At 34.6% G+C, this 23,819-nt stretch carries 16 protein-coding genes; 10 read left to right on the top strand and 6 right to left on the bottom strand.

Features of this window, described 5'->3' with window-relative positions; translation table 11 throughout:
* Positions 1 to 47: 47 nt before the first annotated feature.
* On the top strand, positions 48 to 2,399 hold the full coding sequence (gene tamL, locus K0U91_RS09255) for a translocation and assembly module lipoprotein TamL (RefSeq protein WP_220180575.1): 2,352 nt from the start codon (positions 48 to 50) through the stop codon (positions 2,397 to 2,399).
* 108 nt (positions 2,400 to 2,507) lie between these two features.
* On the top strand, positions 2,508 to 3,440 hold the full coding sequence (locus tag K0U91_RS09250; protein ID WP_219970425.1) for a YihY/virulence factor BrkB family protein: 933 nt from the start codon (positions 2,508 to 2,510) through the stop codon (positions 3,438 to 3,440).
* A gap of 41 nt (positions 3,441 to 3,481) precedes the next feature.
* Here the strand turns inward: K0U91_RS09250 and argS are convergent, their stop codons facing one another.
* The 3 genes from argS to K0U91_RS09235 all read right to left on the bottom strand — a co-directional run bounded on the left by argS (position 3,482) and on the right by K0U91_RS09235 (position 10,000).
* Positions 3,482 to 5,242 carry an arginine--tRNA ligase gene (gene argS / locus K0U91_RS09245; protein ID WP_220180576.1) on the bottom strand — a complete coding sequence of 587 codons (1,761 nt, stop codon included), beginning with the start codon at positions 5,240 to 5,242 and terminating at the stop codon, positions 3,482 to 3,484.
* A gap of 78 nt (positions 5,243 to 5,320) precedes the next feature.
* A complete protein-coding gene (locus K0U91_RS09240) occupies positions 5,321 to 6,991 on the bottom strand; it encodes a SusD/RagB family nutrient-binding outer membrane lipoprotein (protein WP_220180577.1) in 1,671 nt (556 codons plus the stop codon).
* Positions 6,992 to 7,000: 9 nt separating this feature from the next.
* On the bottom strand, positions 7,001 to 10,000 hold the full coding sequence (locus K0U91_RS09235; protein WP_220180578.1) for a SusC/RagA family TonB-linked outer membrane protein: 3,000 nt from the start codon (positions 9,998 to 10,000) through the stop codon (positions 7,001 to 7,003).
* A gap of 131 nt (positions 10,001 to 10,131) precedes the next feature.
* On the opposite strand from K0U91_RS09235, the gene K0U91_RS09230 reads away from it, so the two are divergent.
* Positions 10,132 to 10,716 (top strand): ribonuclease HII, encoded by a 585-nt coding sequence (locus K0U91_RS09230; protein WP_219970421.1) that lies wholly within the window; start codon positions 10,132 to 10,134, stop codon positions 10,714 to 10,716.
* 108 nt (positions 10,717 to 10,824) lie between these two features.
* On the opposite strand, the gene yidC is transcribed toward K0U91_RS09230, so the two are convergent.
* Both yidC and K0U91_RS09220 read right to left on the bottom strand, forming a co-directional pair.
* Complete coding sequence (yidC, locus tag K0U91_RS09225; protein ID WP_220180579.1) at positions 10,825 to 12,621, bottom strand: membrane protein insertase YidC; 1,797 nt, start codon at positions 12,619 to 12,621, stop codon at positions 10,825 to 10,827.
* Positions 12,622 to 12,793: 172 nt separating this feature from the next.
* Positions 12,794 to 14,407: a CTP synthase gene (locus K0U91_RS09220; RefSeq protein WP_219970419.1), complete on the bottom strand. Its 1,614-nt coding sequence runs from the start codon at positions 14,405 to 14,407 to the stop codon at positions 12,794 to 12,796.
* Between the two features lie 683 nt (positions 14,408 to 15,090).
* Between K0U91_RS09220 and radA the strand changes: the two genes are divergently transcribed.
* From radA to K0U91_RS09195, 5 genes are all read left to right on the top strand, one after another.
* Positions 15,091 to 16,440 (top strand): DNA repair protein RadA, encoded by a 1,350-nt coding sequence (gene radA, locus K0U91_RS09215; protein ID WP_220180580.1) that lies wholly within the window; start codon positions 15,091 to 15,093, stop codon positions 16,438 to 16,440.
* Positions 16,441 to 16,525: 85 nt separating this feature from the next.
* On the top strand, positions 16,526 to 18,064 hold the full coding sequence (locus tag K0U91_RS09210) for a M12 family metallo-peptidase (protein WP_220180581.1): 1,539 nt from the start codon (positions 16,526 to 16,528) through the stop codon (positions 18,062 to 18,064).
* 67 nt (positions 18,065 to 18,131) lie between these two features.
* Complete coding sequence (locus K0U91_RS09205) at positions 18,132 to 18,803, top strand: class I SAM-dependent methyltransferase (protein WP_220180582.1); 672 nt, start codon at positions 18,132 to 18,134, stop codon at positions 18,801 to 18,803.
* Positions 18,800 to 19,507, top strand: coding sequence for a VanW family protein (locus tag K0U91_RS09200; RefSeq protein ID WP_220180583.1), 708 nt, complete (start codon positions 18,800 to 18,802; stop codon positions 19,505 to 19,507). Before K0U91_RS09205 ends, K0U91_RS09200 begins: the two co-directional genes overlap by 4 nt.
* The gene (locus tag K0U91_RS09195; RefSeq protein WP_219970414.1) at positions 19,504 to 20,097 is read left to right on the top strand and encodes an acyl carrier protein phosphodiesterase; all 594 of its coding nucleotides are present in this window, start codon (positions 19,504 to 19,506) and stop codon (positions 20,095 to 20,097) included. The genes K0U91_RS09200 and K0U91_RS09195 overlap by 4 nt, the downstream gene beginning before the upstream one ends.
* Positions 20,098 to 20,101: 4 nt before the next feature.
* Here K0U91_RS09195 and K0U91_RS09190 read toward each other — a convergent pair whose 3' ends face one another.
* On the bottom strand, positions 20,102 to 20,602 hold the full coding sequence (locus tag K0U91_RS09190; protein WP_219970413.1) for a DUF6702 family protein: 501 nt from the start codon (positions 20,600 to 20,602) through the stop codon (positions 20,102 to 20,104).
* 159 nt (positions 20,603 to 20,761) lie between these two features.
* Between K0U91_RS09190 and K0U91_RS09185 the strand changes: the two genes are divergently transcribed.
* Together K0U91_RS09185 and K0U91_RS09180 are read left to right on the top strand one after the other, a co-directional pair.
* On the top strand, positions 20,762 to 21,337 hold the full coding sequence (locus K0U91_RS09185) for a HupE/UreJ family protein (RefSeq protein WP_220180584.1): 576 nt from the start codon (positions 20,762 to 20,764) through the stop codon (positions 21,335 to 21,337).
* Positions 21,338 to 21,438: 101 nt separating this feature from the next.
* Positions 21,439 to 23,817: a M1 family metallopeptidase gene (locus tag K0U91_RS09180; protein WP_220180585.1), complete on the top strand. Its 2,379-nt coding sequence runs from the start codon at positions 21,439 to 21,441 to the stop codon at positions 23,815 to 23,817.
* The last annotated feature ends 2 nt before the right edge of the window (positions 23,818 to 23,819 follow it).

Here is a 23,819-nt window from a genome sequence, read left to right as displayed (position 1 = left end):
ATAAATATTCGCGATTGCATTTGATAAAAACAAATCCAAATCTACAAATGAAGATCAATTTTAATACATATTGCAAATATTTTTTAGCATCAGGAATGACAGCTGCCCTTGTCTCTTGCAGCAACACAAAATTTCTGAAGGAAGGGCAAATGCTCTACACCGGAGCAGAAGTGATGATTGAAAATGATACGCTTCCAAAAAAGAAAAAAAATGAATTGAAAGCTGCTCTTGAAGAAAATTTAACACCAAAACCTAATTCATCTTTTTTGGGATTGAGACCTCAATTGTATGCTTACAACATAACAAAAGAGCCTAAAAAAGAAAAAGGTTTGCGATACTGGCTGAAATATAAATTTGGAGAAGAGCCGGTTTTACTTGGTGATGTCGATCGTGAATTTAATAAAGATATTATCGTCAATTATTCTGAAAACAAAGGATATTTCAATGCGAAAGCGAAGTATGATACCGTATCGAAAAATAAAAAAGCCAGGGTTATCTACACCTTAAATCCGGGAGCGCAGTATTTGATCAGTAATGTCAATTTTGTTAAAGATTCTACTTTAATCAATCGTGAAATTCAGGCTTTAAAAGATAAAACTTTATTAAAACAGGGAAATCCTTTTGATCTGGATGTCATTAAATCTGAAAGACAAAGAATAGACGACGGTTTGAAAGATAAAGGTTTTTATTATTTCAATCCTGATAATATCATCGTTCAGGCAGACAGTACAATCAGCAAAAATCATAAAGTGGAGATGATTGTCAAACTGAAAGAAAACACTCCGAAACTTGCAACCGAACAGTTTACGATTGATAAAGTAGTGGTTTTTCCGAATTACAATCTTCGTGATGCTAAAAAAGGGCTATACAATATTCCAACAAGTCAGGATTCTCTTGCAGGCTATGAATACAACGACATTTATGTAGTTGACCCTGAAAAGAAATTTAACCCGAGAATTTTTGATCGTGCTTTGTATTTCGATAAAGGTGATATTTATAACAGAAAAGATCACAATTTATCACTGAACAGGCTTATTAGTTTAGGCGTTTTTAAATTTGTTAAAAATGAGTTTGTCATATCAGATTCTCTGAATCATAAATTCGACGCCTATTATGTTTTAACGCCGAGAGAACTGCAGTCGTTACGTCTGGAAGCTTTAGGCAGAACAAATTCTGCAAATTACGCAGGGAGCGAATTAAATTTAAACTGGACGCATAGAAATTTCTTCCGTGGCGCAGAGCAGTTTAAAGCGTCTGTTTATGGTGCTTTTGATGTACAGGTTGGCGGTCCTGCAGATGCAGAAAATATTTTCAGAGCCGGTGCCAATGCACAGTTATCGATTCCCAGAATTGTGGCCCCTTTTAATTTTAATTCTTCAAGTGCTTTTGTCCCGAGAACGAATATCCAGATAGGGTATGAATTTCAAAACAGGACTACTTTATATACCTTGAACACCTTTAATGCATCATTTGGATACCAATGGAAAGAAAATGTAAGAAAAGAACATGAGCTGAAGCTGATTGATATTTCTCTAATTGATCCGGCAAATGTTACGCCGAAGTACATTGCCAAATATTTTGACAATCCTTATTTAGAAAGAGTTGTTGATCAGCAGTTAATTTTCGGTCCCACCTATTCGTACACTTATTCTACAACCATGCTTCCGAGAAAAAACACTTTCTATTATAAAGGGATGCTTGATCTGGCCGGGAATATTACCGGTCTTGTAACGGGAGCAAACGTAAAAGAAGGAAAGCAGAAAGAAATATTTGGAGTTCCCTTCAGTCAATATGCGAAGATTGAAAATGATGTAAGATTCTACCATAAGTTTACCGAAAAGACATCGCTTGCCACAAGATTTATTGCAGGTGTTGCCGTTCCGTACGGTAATTCAGAATACATCCCTTTTTCAAGACAGTTTTTTGTAGGTGGCAGTAACAGTATTAGAGCATTCCGTGCAAGAACTCTGGGACCAGGAAGCTACGATCCGAGACCGCAACAGGAAAATGGCGGCTTTGTATTTGATCAGGCCGGTGATATAAAATTGGAGCTGAATGCCGAATATAGAGCTAATATTTACAAATTTTTAAATGTCGCTGTATTTGCAGATGCAGGAAATATCTGGCTAATCAATGAAGAACTGAACGACCAGGGAATATCTACTCGACCAGGCGGGAAATTTTCAAAAGAATTTTTAAGTGAAATTGCGGTAGGAGCAGGTGCCGGTCTAAGACTTGATTTTTCTATTCTGATCTTAAGACTGGATCTTGCCATGCCGTTGCGGGTGCCTTATTATGAAAAAGGTGAAAGATGGGCATTTGACCGAATCAATTTTGGGGATTCAAACTGGAGAAAAGACAATCTTATTTTGAATATAGCGATCGGATATCCTTTTTAATTGAAAGCTTATTGACAGATCAAGAAAGTACTCTAGCAAAAAGTATTTAGAATTTCACAGAACTTTTATTTAATAATTTGCCGACAGCTATAAATATATTTAATTATCATGCTAAAAGAAATAAAATTTTTCTGGGAAACCGTCAAAGAGACATTTACAGAATGGAACAATTCTTCTGCATCCAACGATTCTGCAAGTCTCGCATATTATGCAATTTTCTCAATCCCAGGTTTATTGATTATCATTATCTGGATCGCGGGTAATTTCTTTGGTGAAGAAGCTATTCGTGGGCAGATCAGTACGCAGATCAGTGGATTAATGGGAAAGGATGTTGCAACAAGTATACAGGAAATGATCGCAGGTGCGCTCATTGACAAGGAAAATATTTTTATGAAAATTGTAGGAATCGGCTCATTGGTGTATGGTTCGACTACCCTTTTCTTCCAGTTACAGAAATCATTGAACAATCTTTGGGACGTAGAAGCTGCTCCTAAAAAAGCTTTGGTGAAATTTCTTCTAGACCGTGCCAATTCTTTAGGAATGATTCTCATCTTAGGATTTTTACTGATGATTACTATGGTTTTATCATCGATGATAAGCCTTTTTAATAATTTTATTACCAGATATTTTGGTCTTGAGACTTATCTTATTGTAGAAATCATCAATTTCACGATTGGTTTTGGGATTGTTGTCGTTCTGTTTGCATTGATGTTTAAAGTGCTTCCTGATGTAGAAATCAGCTGGAAATCTGTTTGGAAAGGTGCACTATTAACTGCCATTCTTTTTACATTTGGTAAATTCCTTTTGAGTTTATATTTCAGCGAACTAAAGCCTACGTCTGCCTTCGGAACTGCCGGTACAGTGATATTAGTCATGATGTGGATCAACTATTCCTGTATGCTCATATTTTTCGGAGCCGAATTTACAAAAGTCTATACCTATAAGAAAGGATATAAAATTATACCTTCAAAACACGCAAAATGGAGCAATGCAAAGCTGTATAAAGAAAGCCAGGGAAAAGCAGCATCTCCTCAAATTTAATATAAAAAAAGCCTCTCAGATTTTTCTAAGAGGCTTTTTGCTTACATTCTATTTACAGTTCCTATACCAAGTAAACCTAATGATTTTTGTATGGTTTGTGCCGTGAGATTGGATAAATTTAAACGGAATTGTTTTAAATTTTCATCCTCAAGTTTTAGAATTATATAGCTCTGATAGAATGAATTGTAAGATTTTACCAAATCGTAAAGATAATTTGCAACTAAAGCAGGACTTAAGCTTTCCGCTGCTTTGGAAACAATCGTTTTATAATTTGCAAGCTGCAAAATTACTTCTTTTTCATGCTGATTTAATTCTACCTCAGCAATTTCTCTATTCAAATAATTTGCTTTCATCAACAAAGATCGAATACGAGCATACGTGTATAAGATAAATGGTCCTGTATTTCCATTAAAATCAATACTCTCTTCAGGATTGAACAACATCTTTTTCTTCGGGTCAACTTTCAGCATGAAATATTTCAAAGCAGCCTGTCCAATAATTTCATAAGAAATTTCTTTTTCCTCGTCAGTAAGACCTTCTAATCTTGCTTGCTCAAGTGCTTTTAATTTTGCTTCATTATACATTTCCTGCATTAAATCATCAGCATCGACAACAGTTCCTTCACGGGATTTCATTTTTCCGTTTGGAAGCTCCACCATTCCATATGACAAATGGAATAATTGATCTGCCCAAGTGTAACCTAATTTTTTTAGAATTTTAAACAAAACCTGGAAATGATAATCCTGCTCGTTTCCTACTGTATAAATTAATTTCTGAAGATTATTTTCTTTAAAACGCTCCACTGCTGTTCCCAAATCCTGCGTCATATAGACTGAAGTGCCATCTGACCGAAGCAAAAGCTTCTCATCTAATCCCTCGTCTGTAAGGTCACACCAAACCGAACCATCTTCTTTCTGATACAAAACACCCTTTTCTAAACCTTCCTGAATAAGATCTTTTCCTAAAATATAAGTATTGCTTTCGTACTGAATCTGATCAAAATCTACCCCTAATCTTTTATAAGTTTCACCGAAACCTTTATAAACCCATGAATTCATTTCGCTCCACAGATTTCTTACTTTTTCATCACCATTTTCCCAATCGAGAAGCATTTGTTGAGCTTCTTTCATCAAGGGAGCATCTTTTTTGGCCTGGTCTTCTGAAGCTCCTTCTTCAATTAATTGAGCAATTTCTTTTTTATATTCCTGATCAAATTTCACATAGTAATTTCCTACAAACTTATCTCCTTTCACATGATCCGTTTCAGGAGTTGCACCTTTTCCGAATTTTTCCCACGCAAGCATTGATTTGCAGATATGAATTCCTCTGTCGTTGATGATCTGAGATTTAATGACCTCATATCCGGCTTCCTCAAGAATCTGAGCCACGGAAAAACCTAAAAGATTATTTCTTACATGTCCCAAATGAAGTGGCTTGTTGGTATTTGGTGAAGAATATTCTACCATTACCGTTTCGTTTTTCTTCTCGATAGTCGTAAATTGATCAGTAACTGTTTTAAACTGATCTACAAAAAACTGATTTTTAACCTTAACATTTAAAAAACCTTTTATGACATTGAAGCTTTCAAACAAATCAGTCTGTTCGGTCAAAGCCTGGCCCAATTCTAACCCGATACTTTCAGGATTTTTCTTTAATTGTTTCACCAAAGGAAAAGTGACGATGGTAAAATCTCCTTCAAATTCTGTTTTATTCTCCTGAATTTCGAGCTTTATATCTTTAAGCTGATAGACATTTAAGATAATCTCTGCCAGTTTTTGTTCTATGATATCTTTAATATTCATTTTAAAATTTTGAAATACAAATATACGGAAATAAAAAAACCGCCCGAAGGCGGTTGTAAGTATTATTTAATCTTGAGATTAATTTTGGTTCCAGAATGGAGTGTATTGGTTTTTAACGAACACTTGTGCACTTGAAATATTAGGCACATTCGCAGAATTCGCAGCATACTCAGAGTTTGGATATACTAATCTATAAGGTTTATTAGGAAATTGAGCTGTAGTAGCCATTGGAGTAAATGGATAACCAGTTCTGTTATACTCAATAAACATTTCAGTTGGGTTTATATTCGTTAATGCGATCCATTTTTGAGTCATAATTGCCTCAATTTTTTGTGTATTTGTTCCTGTCCATCCCAATCCTGGTACAGAAGCAATTGCTATAAGATAATTTGCTATGGTTGCCGTTCCAGTAGTTGGAACTCCTAGCCAGGCTCCATTAGCCACTATAGCATTGTTAAATTTAGCTTGTGCAGGAATGCTTCCGAAAATCGCAGGCCATCTTAATGCAGCTTCAGCTTGTAATAGATTACTTTCCGCTATTGAAAAAAGTACACCACCTCTTTCATTATTTTCAGCGATCACATCATCCCAAGTACCAACAGCTGCACCGCCAGCAAAATTACCAATTCCCAATTTTGAAGTATTAACATTATTTACTGGAACTCCAGGCTGTCCGGGAACATTCCCTTGTCTAACACCTTTTAATCCTGTAAATGGAATTCCGTTTGAATCAACAGAAGCTACATTGGTGAATAATCTTGATTTTCTTGGATCTGTAATACCATTAAATTTAGCATAGTTAGGATCATTAAGAATTCTATTTCTTTCAAGTGAATTTGCCATGTGCTCTGAAACTACCACCACAGAATAATTTGACACTTGTTGTCCTGATGCATTTCTGGCCCAGTTTAAAATATATGGGTTCATCTGATCATCACTGGATGCAGAATAACCAGGATTTACAGTTACATCCTCGCTTTCAATAAATTTATTTGCCGGATCAGCATTAATTCTCGTTGCTAATGCTGTAAGTTTTTGATCTCTATATGTTGCTAATTCACCAGTAACCTTTGACATTCTGACCAACAATCTAAGCATCAATGTATTTGAAAACTCTTTCCATTGTCCCATATCACCATGAAATACAATATCAGAAGCTGGCACTTCAGCATGCTCATCTTCTGCATCCATCAATGCATTTGCTTCCTCTAGTTTCAATATCAAAGATTTATAAATATCTGCATCATTATCATATTTAGGCGTAGTATTTTGTTGACCCATAAAGGCTTCACTATAAGGAGCATCCCCATACAAATCAACAATATATTGCATATAATATACCTTCATGATTTTTGCTATAGCAATGTAATAGTCCTGTTTGTGATTCACATTACTAAACTTTTCCATTTGATCAAAATTAGCAATTCTTGGATATAAGTTTTCCCAAATTCCTCTATAGAAAGTATTGTCTACACTTGATAAACTAAATTCTCTTGAATAAGGACCAGCAATCGTATATGAATTTCCTGCCCAACTGTTCATCATAAGATTTCCAAACTGCATCATAGTTCCGGCTTGGGTTCTATAAGCTTGGCTAATTGCACCGGGAAGTATAAGTTCAGGAGTAATCTGTTCCGCTTGAACTGCGTTAGGGTTATCATTAACATCTAAGTAGTCATTACTACACGATGTTGCAGTGAAAATTAAAGCAGAAGCTAAAATTGACACTAAAAATTTATTATTTTTCATTTTGTTTATTTAAAAAGTTGCATTAAGGTTAAAACCAAAAGTTCTCATACTAGGATATTGTCCTGTAACTGCAATTCCCCCTGCATTACCATTCGTATTAGCAGTTTCTGGATCGTTAAAGTTTCTGTTGTCCTTTGAATAAATGAAGAACGGGTTTCTTGCGTATACACCGAATGATAATGAATTCACAAAAGTGTTACCCAAAATTGATTTTGGTAAATCGTAAGATAAAGCAATCTCTCTTACTTTTAATGCTGTACCATCTACAACAAATTCTTCACCTACCGATGAGTAAGCGGCTGTAGTAAAGTAATTCATTACTCCAAAATAACTATCATCATTACCAACTGGTGTAGTATTGGCAACATATTGTCCATTTACCAACTGAACAGAATTAGGAATCACATATCCTTTAGATCTGTCAAAATCAGCTGTTTTTTCTGTAGATCCCGTAGATCCTAAACTAGCTTTAGCTAAGGAAACGAAACTATTTCCCGTTCTATAATCTGCAGTAGCACTTAAAGTAATTCCTTTGAATTTGAATGAAGTGTTAAATCCTAAAATATAATCTGGATTTACTTTACCAAGAATTTCAAAGTTTGTTGTAGATAAAGGATTACCATTAGCATTTACTATAATATTTCCATTTGGATCTCTTTGATACTTAGTACCTTTAATAACCGGAAAGTTCTCACCTTTAACAGCAAATATACCCGCGTTTGTAGTTGTAGAATTAAATAAGGCTACTTCATCAGCACCATCTGCTAATGATAAGATTTCTGTTTCATATGTTGAATATGATCCCCGTAATTTCCATTCAAAATCTTTTGTTTTGATAGGTGTAAAGCCTAAATCTAATTCATACCCTTGATTCCTGCTGTTTCCAATATTATCTTGAAAAAAATTAATACCAGATGCAGAAGAAGTAGAAATTGTAGTAATAAAGTTTTTATTATCATTTCTAAAAACAGATCCATCAAAAGTAATTCTATCTTTAAAGAAGCCTAACTGTAATGAAACCTCTTTAGATAAATAAAATTCAGGCTCAATATCTTCAGCAAATATTGTTGTTGCAGGAAGGTAGGAAGATAAAGAACCAAAGGGATATCCTGTTGGGAAATTACCAACCCTGTCTAATCCATATAAATCAATAGTAGAACTATTTCCTACTCTACTGTAGTTTAAACTCACTTTTGCATAATTTAAAACATTTCCTTTAATGCTTTCAAATGCTTTTGTAGGAATAAATGAAGCCCCAAAAGAATAATATGGATAACCCTTATTGCTAAATGGAAGCTGAACTCCTTGAATTGTTACAGGATTAACACTTGTAAGAGAACTTTTCTCATATCTGAAGGTTGAGTTGAAATATAGGAAATTCTTATATCCTAAATCTAAGTTAGCAAACCAAGCAAAGGATCTCTGTTTAGTATTATTATTATTTAGTCTAGAAAACAAATCTGGCTGTAACACGTTATTAATGTGATACCATCCCGGTATTTTAAGATTCTCCCCTCCTACTTGTGTAGTAGATACAGATCTATCTTGAATGTTGTGCCCAACATTCAATCTAAAATTTAAATCATCTGTTAAATTATAATCAAAATTCGCCATTAGATCACCATAGTATCTGAAACTTGAGGAAACCGTTTTATAATAATTTGAGATGATTGGATCCAAACCATAATCAACAGGAGATGTACCATCAATAGGTGTACCTGTACCATCATACACTCTATCGAAAGCAAAAGCATTTAAATGACTTTCTTGAATCGTAGAACCCGATACAGCAGTACCTGCGTAAGTAAATGAAATGTGATCATTTAATTTATACTCCATATTAACCAAGCCTGTAAATGTTCTTTCTTTTGTATCAGCTCTATCATTATCTATAGTCCAGTATGGATTAACTGTATAAACACTATAGCTGGCATCTGGAAGAGAATTTCTGAATTGTCTTACATCAACGTTTGTGGGAGTTTGAAGCAACTGACCATAAAGATTAGAATCAGTAGTTGATGTTCTTCTGTCTAAATAATTTACGTTTCCGTCAATTCTAAATTTACCTAATTGCTTACCTGCTTTTAGGATAAAATTATTTCTTTTTAGATTATCATTCTCAACCACAAAGTCATTTTCTGCTCTATTTACGGATAAGAATACATAAGAATCAGAACCTCCTGCGGTTACTGATAATCCATTCTGAATTAAAACTCCGGTTTTAAAAAAATTTGACATTCCATCTTTTTTATAACTGAATGTTTCTCTCAGCCAAGAATTATCCGCTTGCGGCATTCCTACAATTAAGGATTGCCCCCCTAAAACCGATGAATATGCTGGTCCCCAGTTTGTATTTTCATATGGAGTCCAGTTTGCTCCTCCGTAGTCAGTTGTATCAAACGTATCACCCGGATATCCTTGCCCGTAGACACTCTGTCTTATTGGAAGTTTAAAAACATTTGAAAAATCAATAGAACTTGTTAGATTAAATTGTAGTTTTTCTGACCTAGTTCCTCTTTTTGTTGTTACAACAATAACACCATTACTTCCTCTCTCACCATATAAAGCAGCACCTTGCATACCCTTGATAATATTCATATTATCAATTATTTCGGATGGTATATTTTGTAAAATATCTAAAGTAGATATCACTCCATCGATTACTACTAATGCTTGATTATCCCCTGAAATAGATCTTGGTCCTCTCAGAACAACTCTAGTTGTCGAGTTTACAGAATTATTCGTTGTATTAATCTGTAAACCAGAAACTTTACCTGTTAATGCCTGAACAGCATTAGGGTTTTTAGCCTGAGTAATTTCAGCATTATTTACAACTTGATTGGTAGAAGTCACGGCATCCTGTCTTTTTTTAAGACCTAACGCTCCTGTTACCACTACTTCACGAATATCCTGAGTTCTTAGAGTGTCACCCGATGTTTCTTGAGCATTTACAATCGCAAAAGAGGATGTAAGAACTACAGCTAAAATACTTGCAGTTAATTTATTCATTTATACATAATTTTGTGTTCGCAAAGTTGTGAAACTTTTTCTTAAGAAACTGTTAAAAAGTAAAAAAATTATCAATAATTTGTGATAATTTTATTTTTTATAATTTTATAACTTCTTAAATGTTATTTTTTATGGAATTACTAAAAAAATGGTCAAATTTTTATATTGAAGCAGGTTGTGATGAGGTTGGGAGAGGCTGCTTGAGTGGTCCGGTCGTGGCTGCAGCGGTGATTTTAGATGATAATTTCGAACAAAACTTGGTAAATGATTCAAAAAAATTAAACTTTAAAACGAGAATGGAACTCGATAGCTATATAAAAGATAATGTAACCAGTTATGCAATTGCTGAATTACCATCAACATTCATTGATCAACATAATATTCTGAACGCCAGTATTCATGCAATGCATCAAGCCTTGGATAAACTGACGATATTGCCTGAGCTAATTTTAGTTGATGGAAACAGATTTCATCCCTACAATTTTATACCCCATCAGTGTATTATCAAAGGTGATTCTAAAGTTTTATCCATCGCAGCCGCATCAATTTTAGCTAAAAATTACAGGGACACGTTAATGATAAAACTGCACGAGGAACATCCGGAGTATGGATGGGATACCAACTTTGGCTACGCTACAAAAAAGCATCAGGAAGCTCTGATAAAGCATGGTTCTACAAAATATCACAGGCAGTCTTTCAGATTAATTTATGATTAATTAAACGACTGTGTGAATTATAAATTTTAAGATGCTTACATTTTAAATTTAAAACAATTCTAAATAAAAAAGAGAAGCAGTTATTGCTTCTCTTTTTGTGTATGTAAATTATTTCTTTTTACCTCTTGGTTCCTGCATTTTCTGCTGTTCCTGAGCTTTTTCCATCATCTCTCTCATTTTTTTCTGGAACTTGCCTTCTGACTTTGGCTTTTCTTTATTGGCCTGAATCTGTGCGTGAATTTTCTTTTCATCCAAGATTACATATTTGATAACTAAGATAATCAGAATATTAATTGCATTGGATACAAAATAATACCATGATAAACCTGAAGCTGAAGTATTCAGGAAGAAAAGAAATGTAATTGGGAAAATATACATCAATACTTTCATATTCGGCATACCTTCTTGTTGTGGCTGCTGCATGTTTCCGGAAGTCATTACCGTATAAATTAAGATCACAATTGTACACGCAATCGCAAATACACTTAAATGATCTCCCAAGAAAGGAACTTTAAATGGAAGTTTAATTAAATCATCATAAGCTGTTAAATCTTTTGCAAACCAGAATCCTTGTCCTCTCAAGTCAATAAAATTCGGGAAGAATCGGAATAATGCATAGAAAATTGGAATCTGAACCAATGCCGGTAAACATCCCGCCATCTGATTTACTCCTGCTTTTCGGTAGATCTCCATTGTTGCCTGCTGTTTTTTCATCGGATCTGCATCCTTGAATTTTGCAGTAGCTTCATCAATTTCGGGACGAATTACTTTCATCATCGCACTCAATTTATGCTGCTTGTACATAATTGGCGACAAGATCAATTTAACAATAATTGTCATTAAGAAAATCACCCAACCTGCTGTGATTCCCCAAGATGCAATCAGATTATACATAGGCATGAAGAAATAACGGTTCATACCTCCGATGAATGACCATCCTAAGGGTAAAATTTCGTCAAAATTCTTATCGTATGATTTTAGCAATGATAAATCTAATGGCATAAAGTACCAAACAAAATCCTGATTCAGCTCGTTTCCTGTCATCTGAACCTGACCTTCATAATCAAGCTTTTTCAAATATTCACCTTCTTCAATTGCCTCCTGGTTACCTTTATTTTGAGTAAATCCGTTCTTAGCTTCAATCACGGAAGAGAAAAACTGCTGTTTCACTCCGATCCAGTTTAATGTTTCTTCCGGCTCATCCATCGTCGTTCTTCCATCATAATCATAATCTTTATAATTATTAAATGCGTAAGAGAATTCTGAATGAGATTGCTCCTGAGCTCTACCTTTTTCAAGATTCCTTACACTGTAGTTCCAGAGAAAATCTGCTTTTGTATCAGAAGTGATTTTTGAAAGCCCCTGAGTTCTTACTTTAAAATCTACTCTGTATTTATCTAATAAAGTATAAATAAACTGAATGACAGCTCCATTATAATTGGCAGTCAGAGTAACTGCATTTCCTGCAACAGCTGGTGAGAAAACCAAATCTTTGGTATTGATCGTTTTCCCTGTTTTATCTTTAAACTGAAAACCGTAGCTCGAATTATTTTTTGTGATTAGATTCAGCGGAAGATCTGCCGTATCGGTTTTATGATCATAAGCTTTGAATTCTAAAAGCTCAACTTTTGAAACCTGGCCTCCCAAGCTCGAAAACTCTAGCTTCAACTGCTTATTTTCCAAATTAGAAACCTGAATCGCATTCTGAGTTACATTGGGATTGATATTAGCTGCCGGAGTTGGTTTTACAGGGTTTTTTGTCTGTTCTGTTTTCTGTTGATCTGCTTTTAGTTTTTCAGCTTCTTCATCATTTCTTTGGAAATAAAACATGAATCCGAAAAGGACCAAACATAAAACCGCAAAACTAATAATCTGACTTTTATCGAGTCCGTTGTTCTGTTGCATTTTATTTTAATTAAAATTTTTAAAATTTAATAAGTATAGCAATGCCATACTTTTTGAGTCGACAAAAATACTGTTTTTTTATCAAAACTCTATGCTATAATGTATTACTATATAATAAACTCAGACTGACCAAAATCAACCTGAGTTTAAATATGACGTACTTGTTAAGTAATTACTTTACTTCTTTTTCACAAGCCTTAATAAATGCTCTGAACAAAGGATGTGGTGTTGCTACCGTACTTTTGTATTCCGGATGATATTGTACACCTACATAGAAAGGATGATTTGGCATTTCTAAAGCTTCCACCAAACCTGTTTCAGGATTTGTACCTGTAGCTAAGAAACCGTTTTTCTCAAATTCTTGCATATATTCACTGTTAAATTCGTAACGGTGACGGTGTCTTTCAGAAATATGTTTGCTTCCGTAGATTTCTTGTAATTTTGAACCGTTTTTTACAGCACATTTCCAGGCTCCAAGACGCATCGTACCTCCTTTGTCTACTACATTTTTTTGCTCTTCCATTAAAGAAATTACAGGTTGTTCCGTAGATGTATCAAATTCCATTGAATTGGATTTAGTATACCCTAAAACATTTCTGGCAAATTCTATCGTCATGATCTGCATTCCCAAACAGATTCCCAACATCGGAACTTTATTTTCTCTTGCATACTGAGCGGTAAGAATTTTACCTTCGATACCTCTATCGCCGAAACCTGGAGCAATCAATATTCCGCAAACTCCGTCTAAGCTTTCTTTAATATTTTCTTTGGTTAAATCACCACTATAAACCCATCTGATTTTCACTTCCGTTTCAATATCTGCTCCGGCGTGTTTGAAAGCTTCGGCAATTGAAATATAAGAATCCTGAAGCGAAATATATTTTCCTACCAGTGCAATTTCAACTGTTCTTTTTGGATTCTGGAATTTTTTTAGGAAAGTTTTCCAGTCTTTAAGATCAGCTTCTTTATCACTTTTCAGATCCAATCCTTTTAGAACTACATCATCAAAGTTCTGTTTTTGAAGGTAAATAGGAACTTCATAAATAGTTTCCAAATCTTTACATTCTATCACATTATCTAATGAAACATTACAGAACTGAGCCAATTTTGCTCTCTGCTCTTTTGGAATCTTATGTTCTGTTCTACAAACTAAAACGTCGGCCATAATTCCGCTTTCCATCAACTGACGTACGGAGTGCTGCGAAGGTTTTGTTTTTAATTCTCCACTTGAAGCCAGATATGGCAACAAAGTAAGATGTATGACCATAGAATTTTTCTCGCCTAATTCCCACTTCAACTGCCGAACGGTTTCTATATAAGGTAAAGATTCAATATCTCCTACAGTTCCTCCGATCTCCGTAATGATGATATCGTAGTTCTGCTTAGAAAGAATTTTTATTCTACGTTTGATTTCGTTGGTGATATGAGGAATTACCTGAACAGTTTTTCCAAGAAAGTCTCCTTTTCTCTCTTTTTCGATTACAGTCTGGTAGATTTTTCCTGTGGTAACATTGTTATTTTGAGAAGTCGGTGAGTCAAGATAACGCTCATAGTGTCCTAAATCCAAATCCGTTTCAGCACCATCTTCAGTTACATAGCATTCTCCGTGCTCATAAGGATTCAGCGTTCCCGGGTCGATATTGATATAAGGATCTAATTTTTGGATGGTTACATTGAAGCCACGTGATTTTAGTAGAAGTCCCAGAGAAGCAGAAACGATTCCCTTTCCCAAAGATGAAGTTACACCTCCTGTCACAAAGATGTACTTTGTATTCTTTTTACTCATTAGATTAGGTTTGTGCAAAGTTAGGGGAAAAACAAAAGCAAAGCAATTTTGTTGCTCTTTTTAAATCTGAGATTTTAATAAATTTTGTTCCATTAATTAAAAAATCAAAAGGTTTCTCAAAACTTCGAGAAACCCACCTAAACCAAATTTATATATATGAAAATTATTCTTAGAACAAATTTAGCTTTAGTTTTTATTAAGATCATTGACCTATGGTAACTTCTTGTTTTTTGAGGAAATTATTTTGAAATAAAAAAAATGAGCAGTGAACATACAAAGAAATACTAATACTGAAATCCCATACATAATGATTGTCAAAAGGTTTTCATTATTGGAATCTGAAAAATATAAGAATGGATTATTCCCTGTAATCATTAAGAAAAGTAAATAAATGACTTCAAATAAAATCGCGACGCTCAATATCGAGTGATAATTTTTCCTGAAAATGATTAGTATTATCAATGCAATTGCTGTAATTAGTGAACAATAAATAAGAGTCAAATAAGAATACATTCCAAAATTCCCACCAGGTAAACCCAAAGACCTTACAGCCCATTCTGTAAATTGAGCATGCAAAATCGACATTACAACAAAAATCAACAAACTCAAAAAAATATTTTTCATGGTTGAAAATTAATTAAAATTCGAAAGAAAAATTCGAAAAAAATTTTGAACTTCGCAGTATGGCAAAACTGAGAACAGCATATTTCTGTCAAAACTGCGGATCGCAATATTCACAATGGATGGGACAGTGTAAAAACTGCGGCGAATGGAATACTTTGGTGGAAGAAATTGTAGAAAAAACACCTCAAAAAAGTATATCATCTTCAAAAATCAAACAAACCGTCATCAACATCATTGAAGTTGAAGCCGTAGAAGAACCAAGAATAAAAACTCCATCCGACGAACTCAACCGTGTTTTGGGTGGAGGAATTGTATTGGGTTCGGTCACGTTAATCGGCGGAGAACCCGGAATCGGAAAATCTACCCTACTCCTTCAGCTTGCTTTGAAGATGAAAAAGAAAGTTTTTTATGTTTCCGGTGAGGAAAGTGCATCACAGATCAAAATGAGAGCCGACCGTTTGGCAGATATAAAAAACCCAAACTGTTTTCTGTACACCGAAACTTCTTTGGAAAAGATTCTTCATGAAGCTAAAAAACTGGAGCCGGATTTTGTTATCATCGATTCTATTCAGACTTTGCAGTCACAGCTGATTGAAAGTTCACCAGGAACCGTTTCCCAGATCCGTGAATGTTCTAATGAAATTATTAAATATGCCAAAGAAAACAATGTTCCTGTTTTCCTGGTTGGTCATATCACAAAAGACGGCCAGATTGCAGGACCAAAGGTTCTGGAACATATGGTCGATGTGGTTCTCAATTTTGACGGCGACAGAAATCACCTTTTCAGATTGTTGCGAGCCAATAAAAACCGTTTTGGATCGACCGCAGAAATTGGAATTTATGAAATGGTTTCACAAGGTTTAAAAGAAATAAAAAATCCTTCAGAAATTTTAATCACTAAAAAATTCGAAGAACTTTCCGGAAATTCTGTGGCAGTGACCTTAGAAGGAAACAGACCGATGCTTTTGGAAATACAGGCTTTGGTAAGCACTGCCGTTTACGGAACTCCGCAAAGATCCAGCACCGGTTTCGATTCTAAAAGGCTCAATATGTTGTTGGCAGTTTTAGAAAAGAGGGCAGGCTTTCAACTGGGTGCGAAAGATGTTTTCCTGAATATTACCGGTGGAATAAAGACCGACGATCCGGCATTAGATTTAGCAGTTGTCGCATCTATTCTCTCGTCCAATGAAGATATTGCCATCTCTGAACATTTCTGTTTTGCCGGCGAAATTGGTCTGAGTGGCGAAATTCGTCCTGTCGCACAAGTGGAACAAAGAATTACTGAGGCAGAAAAATTGGGTTATGAAAAGATTTTTGTTTCCAATTTAAATAAAATACCTAAGAGAAAATTCGGGATCAAAATTGAGGAAGTAAGCAAGGTAGAAGATTTTCACGAGAGGTTATTTTAGGATTAATCTTTTTTAATACAACATTTTTAATTTGTAATCATTCTTATCCTATATTTGTATGCAAGACTTTTAATCTGAATCAATTATGAAATATAAATTTACCTTTTTTCTCCTTTTTTGTGTTGCGTTATTATTTGCACAGGACAAAGTTTTTCAAAACCAAGTTTCCGAAAGCAGCTTGGCAAATGAGCAAAAATTGAGTACCGGCTTAGCTTCTACTTATATTTTGACTAAATATTATTCGCAGCCTTCATTTAATTTAAAATCTGATCTTGAAATTGTATTACCCAATAATAAGGTGATTAAAGCACAATTTTCAAAATCATTTTTGTACAGCAACAAAGCTGAATCATCTGTATATTCTATTGTAAACGAACCCAAATCTGAATTGGTTTTATCAAAATCGGGAAATATAATTACCGGAATGTATGCTTCCAGCACAGGAGAAAAAATGATCTTTCATCAAACAGATAACAATATTTTTGCAATTTCTGTAGTAAGCGAAGCGAATCTTATTAATCAGGATTCTAAGAATGATTTTATTCTTAATGAATCTACACTCGGGCAAAAAGTAAATGCCAATATCTGCTTACCGGCTACAGCGATCTGCCCTGCAACAAGAATTGATGTTTTGGTAGTGTACACCAGCGCAGCCAGAATCTCATGGGGAGGTTCTGCTCAGAGTAATTCATTTATTGCAACAGCCATTACCAATTTTAACACCGCACTTATTAATTCCGGGATTTCTAATGTAACGATAAACCTGGTGTATTCCGGTGAGATCATTTATGCAGAATCTGGAAACATCAGTACAGATCTAGCAAGCTTCAGAAACAATAACGATGCTGTAATGGATGATGTGCATGCATTGCGAACTACTTATGGCGCAGACTTATGTGCATTGATTACCTCAACCCCTACTAATACTTGTGGATTGGGTTATCTTAATTCTAATCCTTCAAATTACTCTGCCAATTCTGCATTTACCGTTTCTCTTTACAACTGTATCGTTTCAAACTATACTTTAGCCCATGAAATGGGGCACAATATGGGACTGAATCATGATTGGTTTGTCAGCCAGTCTACAACACCCTGCAGTCATCATCACGGCTACAGTAATCAGACGGCGATAACTCTGGGAACCTCAAGTACAAATTCTCAGCGGTGGAGAACAATGATGGCCTACAATGATGAATGTGAGGCAAGCGGTATTAATTGTACAAGAATCAACAGATGGGCAAATCCTGATATAAATTATAATTCTGAGCCTACAGGAGTTGCCATAGGAAATACAAACCCATCAAATGAAGCTTTTGCTTTTGCCCGGTTTGCATGTGTAGTCTCACAGTTTACGCCGACAGCCGGCCTGTCAACTACAGAAATTTCTCCTACAGACGTAAAGGATTTTACTTTATTTCCCAATCCGGCAAAAGAGGAAATCAATATCTGGATAAAAAATGATGAGCAGTATATTTTTAAAATCATCAATACAGTAGGACAAATTGTTTTAACGACCGATAAAAAGACGATCAATCTGAGCGGTTTATCAGCAGGAGAATATTTTGTGAGTGTTTATACTGAAAAGAATATTTTGGTAGGAAGCAAAAAATTTATAGTTAAATAATTTTAAGTATCTACATTCAATTCTCTGAATATATTTTAATTTTATTCGGAGGATTTCTTTTTTTAGAATGACAAACAAAAGCGTTCACACCTATTACAATGATCTCGCAAAAACCTATGATGAATGCAGGTTTGATAATACGTATGGAAAATATATCGATGAACAGGAAAGATATTTTTTGAATTCTTTTTTTAAAGGTAAAAAATATACCGCAATTTTAGATCTTGGTTGCGGAACTGGTAGATTATTAAATTTTTCAACACATGGTCTAGATTTCAGTCAGGAAATGCTGAATATTGCTCATGAAAAATCGCCGCAAAAGCGATTAATGATTGGAGAAATTTCAAATATACCTTTTGAAAACAAGTTCGACTGTATCTTCTCATTCCACGTAATAATGCATCAGACCAAAGAAGAAACGAAGAAATGCCTTAAAGAATGTCACGAAAAATTGCACCAAAATGGAACGCTGATATTTGACTACCCTATCAAATCAAGAAAAAAATCAGTCTCTCCACAGGCAGAATGGCACGCCAATAATACTTTTAGTAATGGTGATATCTTAAATATGATCAAAAATGATTGGATTGTCGTTCAAACCAACGGAACTCTATTTTTCCCAGTTCATAGAATTCCAAAAAGATTAAGAAAAATATTTCTACCTTTAGATATCATGATCTGCAGAACCTTTCTCAAAAAGTGGGCATCCTATCAGATTATCGTGCTGAAAAAACAATGAAGCAGTTTATTAAAAACAACCTACCTTATCAGTTGAAATTGCGGTATAGATTGTTGCAAAGATTTCTTGCTGAACAAAATAACAGACAGTCTTATGCTAAAAATTATTTAAAAGAAAATCTTGGAGATTTCAGAATTGATTTTCAACAAAGCATCCGAAATGGAGAATTTTATGATAATAAAATTCACAATTTAAAGATAGTCTGCGAAAAGATTAACAATTTAGTCATTCAACCGGATGAGGTTTTTTCGTTTTGGAAAACAGTAGGAGCACCCATCAGAAAAAATAACTTTAAACAGGGTAGAAATTTAATCAAAAATAATATTTCCCATGATTTTGGTGGTGGAATCTGCCAATTTTCTTCCATAATATATTATTCTGCTTTACAATGCGGATTAGATATCATCGAAAGGCATTCTCATTCTATAGACATTTACAAAGAATACGAACGCTTTACACCTTTAGGCTCAGATTCGACAGTAGTTTTTGCTTATAAAGATTTACAGGTAAAAAATAATTTTCCTTTCTCTATTCAGTTTAAATGTATTATTGAAGAAAATCATCTTTTTTTTAACATACTTTCAAATAATAAGATAAATCTTCAAAAAATTGATTTCAAATATTTTGAAGACGATAAAGGAGTTTGGGTTGAAACTTTAAATAATGGCAAAACTTTGTTTAAAAATTTCTATATTCGTTTATGAACTTTCTTGCCCACTCTTTTCTCACTTTCAACGACGGACAAATTGTCGGGCAGTTTCTCGAAGATTTCATCAGAAACAAAGACCGCTATTCTTTTCCTAGAGACATCCAGGACGGAATTACTTTGCACCGGGTTGTTGATACTTTTACAGATGCTCATCCCGCTATTCACGAAGCTAAAAAAATATTTTCACCTTTGGTAAGATTGTATTCCGGGGCATTTGTGGATGTTTCACTGGATTATTTTGTCGCTAATGATTTAAATTTAAATTCATTACAAGGATGGAAAGATCATTCTTTGAGGGTCTACCGTGTTTTAAATCAACACTACGAATTTCTTCCTGAAAACTTTAGATATATGCTCACAAAAATGGAGCAGGATAACTGGCTGTACAATTACCGTTATGATCAGAATATCAAATTTAGCATGAGAAATGTTCTGAATAAGGCGAAATATTTAGATAAAGATATTCCTGTATTTCAGGCTTTTCTGGATAATAAAGATGCTTTGCAGGAATGTTATGATGCTTTTTTTCCTGACCTTTTAGCTCATGCAAAAGCCGAAAACGCATTATTGCAGCTTAGAAGGTAATTCTCTAAAATTGCTGAAATAAATATCGATTGGGATACGTCAGCTTCTCACTTTTACGGTTTCCGTTTATGATGATGTGAACAAGGTTGATCTGATCATCGAGTAGATTATAAAGAAAACTCACTGCAGCTTCCACCTTTTTAGGATTAGAAACGACCTCAGTTTCCAGATATACATTCACAGATTCGCTGTCTTCTTCAAAACCGATGTAATTTATTTTTAGGAAACGATTATCTGCTTTTAATTTAAAATATTCTGAACTGTAATTTCTTAAAGCTTCATTGATTTGAGCTTTATACTTTATATCATTAAAATGATACGCTTTTCCGTATTTTTTCCCCAGACCGTTTTCGAGATCATCTAAAAAGAACCGACCCGTAATTTCAAAAGTTTTCGATTTTGAGTTGTAATTTATTTCCACAGAACCTACGTGATAGGGGTGTATCTTTTTTGTAAAAGAAAAACATATAAAAAGAATAAAGAAGAAGGCAAATATTTTTTTCATTGTAGTAAATCAAGAACTTTTTGTAGATCTTGTCGTATATCTAAGATAATTCTTTTAATTTTATTTTTTTCTTCTTTTTCTATTGAAGGTTTACCACTTCAATTTTCTACAAAGTTAAAATAAATTTTGTATCATCGCATTTCGAAAAAAATTTGAAAAATGCAGGACTTTATATTCTACTTGAAACTCGGCTGGGAACACATCATCTCATTAGATGCACTCGATCATCAGCTATTTGTTTTGGTAGTAATTGCCGCGTACACTATAAAAGATTGGAGAAAAATCCTAATTCTGGTTACTGCATTTACCATCGGGCATTCGATTACTTTAGCTTTAAGCATTGTAAATATTATAAAACTCCCATCAAATTGGATTGAATTTTTGATTCCGTTGACAATCGTTTTAACCGCTCTTGGAAATATTGTAATGAAAAACAAAAAACAAACCCAGAATAAAACCAATTATTATCTAGTTTTATTTTTTGGTTTAATCCATGGTTTGGGATTTGCCAATACCGCAAGAGTAATGATTGCGAAAAGCCAGAGTATTGCTGTTCCGCTGTTAGGTTTTAATATCGGTCTCGAACTAGGACAGATTGTGATTGTTATACTTATATTGGTGTTACTATTTATATTATTAAATCTTTTTAAGATCAATAAAAAAGATTGGATTCTTTTCGTCTCATCAGGAGTTTTTGCATTAGCATTAAAAATGACTTTAGAAAGAATTCCATGATAAGATATAAAAGAGTCTTTAATAAATAAATGTATGCCTGAAACATTTTCAACTTTTCAGCTACTTATTATTATATTTGATAATTCTTAAATTATTTGCACATGAAACTAAAAGTTACTACACTTTCGGTATTTCTATATATGGGTATTTCAGCTCAAAATATTCAAAATAACCCTGGAAGCAACCACGGAAACAGATTTGAGCAGCTTGGAACGATCCTTCCTACTCCTAATGTTTACAGAGCTGCTTCGGGAGCACCTGGGCAAGCTTATTGGCAAAACAGAGCAGATTATGATATTACAGCATATCTCGACGAGGATAAAAGAAATTTAAAAGGTTCAGAAACGGTTACCTATCACAATAATTCACCGGACGATTTAGATTATATCTGGCTACAATTGGATGAGAACCAACAGTCAACTGTCAAAAAAGCCGATTATCAATTCTCTTCTACCCTGCCGAAATCTTCGACAGATCAGCAATTGAAAATCACAGATCTACCAGCAAGAGACAATCGATATGGAGTTAATCTTGACAAAGTAACCGATGCTTCAGGAAATCCTCTAAAATATACGGTCAACAAAACGATGATGCGTATTGATTTGCCTAAAGTTCTAAAAAAAGGTGATAAATTCATCTTTAAAATCGACTGGAATTACAATATTCCAAACAGAATGAAAATGGGCGGCCGCGGCGGTTACGAGAACTTTGCCGAGGATGGAAATGATGTATACACCATCACTCAATGGTTCCCAAGAATGTGTGTGTACAGTGATTTTCAAGGATGGCAAAACCATCAGTTCACAGGAAGAGGTGAGTTTGCTCTGGTTTTTGGAAATTATAAAGTATCAATGAATGTTCCAGCAGATCATGTGATTGGCGGAACCGGAGAATGTAAAAACTATGAACAGGTTTTAACTCCCGAACAATTATCACGATATAAAAAATCACAAACTTCGAATGAGCCTGTAGAAATTGTCACATTGGATGAAGCTAAAAAGGCAGAGAAAAATCATTCAAAACAAAGAAAAACCTGGGTTTTTGAAGCGAAAGACGTGAGAGATTTTGCATGGACGGCTTCACGAAAATTTGTTTGGGACGCAATGGGCGTTACCATACCTGAAAATAATAACAAAGTAATGGCAATGAGTTTCTATCCCAAAGAAGCTTATGGCCTGTATAGAAAATATTCCACAAAGGCAGTTGCGCATACGATTAAAACCTATTCAGAATTCACGATTCCGTATCCGTACCCTGTTGCACAATCTGTAGAAGCTTCGAATGGAATGGAATATCCGATGATCTGTTTCAACTTCGGGAGAACAGAAAAAGACGGCACCTATTCCGAAGGAACAAAAAACGGAATGATCGGTGTTGTTATTCATGAAGTTGGTCATAACTTTTTCCCGATGATCATCAATTCAGACGAAAGACAATGGAGCTGGATGGATGAAGGTTTAAACACATTCACAGAATATTTAACGGAAGAAAAATGGGACAATAAATTCCCTTCAAAAAGAGGACCGGCATGGACAATTGTTGATTACATGAAACTTCCTAAAGATCAGCTGGAACCAATCATGAGTAACTCAGAAAACATTATTCAGTTTGGTCCGAATGCATACTCAAAGCCAGCAACAGGTCTGAATATTCTTCGTGAAACAATTATGGGCAGAGAACTTTTTGACAAAGCTTTTAAAACCTATTCAAAAAGATGGGCATTTAAACATCCCGAACCTGCAGATTTTTTCAGAACGATGGAAGATGCGAGCGGTGAAGATCTGGATTGGTTTTGGAGAGGCTGGTTTTACGGAACAGATCCTGTGGACATTGCAATAGACAAAGTAACAATGGCGAGTCCGGATCTTAATGCCGTAAAAGAAGCTGGTGAAACTAAATATAAAGTTGAAAAACCTTTGCAGAATGAGTTTGAAGATATTTCTAAAATTAGAAACAGAGACGATAAAACCATTGCATTTGAAGTAGAGAAAGATAAAGATCTTCAGGATTTTTATTACCGATATGACCGTGGTCAGGAAAAGGTGGATGGTAATAAAGAATATAGTACCAAAACAGAAAAAAGTGTTGCTTTAGATAAACAAGATCAGGATAAACTAAAAAATATCACTGCCTATCAGATTGATTTTATAAACAAAGGTGGTTTGGTAATGCCTATTATACTTGAATTTACGTTCGAAGATGGTTCAAAATTAAAAGACAAATCATCTGCTCAAATCTGGAGACATAATGAGAAGAAAGCTTCAAAAACATTTTATTTTGACAAAAAATTAAAATCTGTGCAGCTTGACCCAATGCGGGAAACCGCAGATATTGATACCTCAAATAATTTGTGGAGCAATGACGGAAGCTCTACCGAAGCATCAAAATTCCAGGTCTTTAAACAAAAGCAGGACGGTGCAGTACGTGGTGGAGCCAACGGAAAAGTAAACCCGATGCAGGCTGCAGGGAAGAAAAATTAAAT

It is taken from the genome of Chryseobacterium sp. LJ668 (assembly GCF_019613955.1).
Taxonomy (GTDB): domain Bacteria; phylum Bacteroidota; class Bacteroidia; order Flavobacteriales; family Weeksellaceae; genus Chryseobacterium.
This window is presented reverse-complemented; position numbering and strand designations above follow the sequence as displayed.

Excerpts from the sequence above, each read along its gene's own strand:
- tamL (WP_220180575.1), top strand. The coding sequence starts at position 48 with ATGAAGATCAATTTTAATACATATTGCAAATATTTTTTAGCATCAGGA.
- K0U91_RS09250 (WP_219970425.1), top strand. The coding sequence starts at position 2,508 with ATGCTAAAAGAAATAAAATTTTTCTGGGAAACCGTCAAAGAGACATTT.
- argS (WP_220180576.1), bottom strand. The coding sequence starts at position 5,242 with ATGAATATTAAAGATATCATAGAACAAAAACTGGCAGAGATTATCTTA.
- K0U91_RS09240 (WP_220180577.1), bottom strand. The coding sequence starts at position 6,991 with ATGAAAAATAATAAATTTTTAGTGTCAATTTTAGCTTCTGCTTTAATT.
- K0U91_RS09235 (WP_220180578.1), bottom strand. The coding sequence starts at position 10,000 with ATGAATAAATTAACTGCAAGTATTTTAGCTGTAGTTCTTACATCCTCT.
- K0U91_RS09230 (WP_219970421.1), top strand. The coding sequence starts at position 10,132 with ATGGAATTACTAAAAAAATGGTCAAATTTTTATATTGAAGCAGGTTGT.
- yidC (WP_220180579.1), bottom strand. The coding sequence starts at position 12,621 with ATGCAACAGAACAACGGACTCGATAAAAGTCAGATTATTAGTTTTGCG.
- K0U91_RS09220 (WP_219970419.1), bottom strand. The coding sequence starts at position 14,407 with ATGAGTAAAAAGAATACAAAGTACATCTTTGTGACAGGAGGTGTAACT.
- radA (WP_220180580.1), top strand. The coding sequence starts at position 15,091 with ATGGCAAAACTGAGAACAGCATATTTCTGTCAAAACTGCGGATCGCAA.
- K0U91_RS09210 (WP_220180581.1), top strand. The coding sequence starts at position 16,526 with ATGAAATATAAATTTACCTTTTTTCTCCTTTTTTGTGTTGCGTTATTA.
- K0U91_RS09205 (WP_220180582.1), top strand. The coding sequence starts at position 18,132 with ATGACAAACAAAAGCGTTCACACCTATTACAATGATCTCGCAAAAACC.
- K0U91_RS09200 (WP_220180583.1), top strand. The coding sequence starts at position 18,800 with ATGAAGCAGTTTATTAAAAACAACCTACCTTATCAGTTGAAATTGCGG.
- K0U91_RS09195 (WP_219970414.1), top strand. The coding sequence starts at position 19,504 with ATGAACTTTCTTGCCCACTCTTTTCTCACTTTCAACGACGGACAAATT.
- K0U91_RS09190 (WP_219970413.1), bottom strand. The coding sequence starts at position 20,602 with ATGAAAAAAATATTTGCCTTCTTCTTTATTCTTTTTATATGTTTTTCT.
- K0U91_RS09185 (WP_220180584.1), top strand. The coding sequence starts at position 20,762 with ATGCAGGACTTTATATTCTACTTGAAACTCGGCTGGGAACACATCATC.
- K0U91_RS09180 (WP_220180585.1), top strand. The coding sequence starts at position 21,439 with ATGAAACTAAAAGTTACTACACTTTCGGTATTTCTATATATGGGTATT.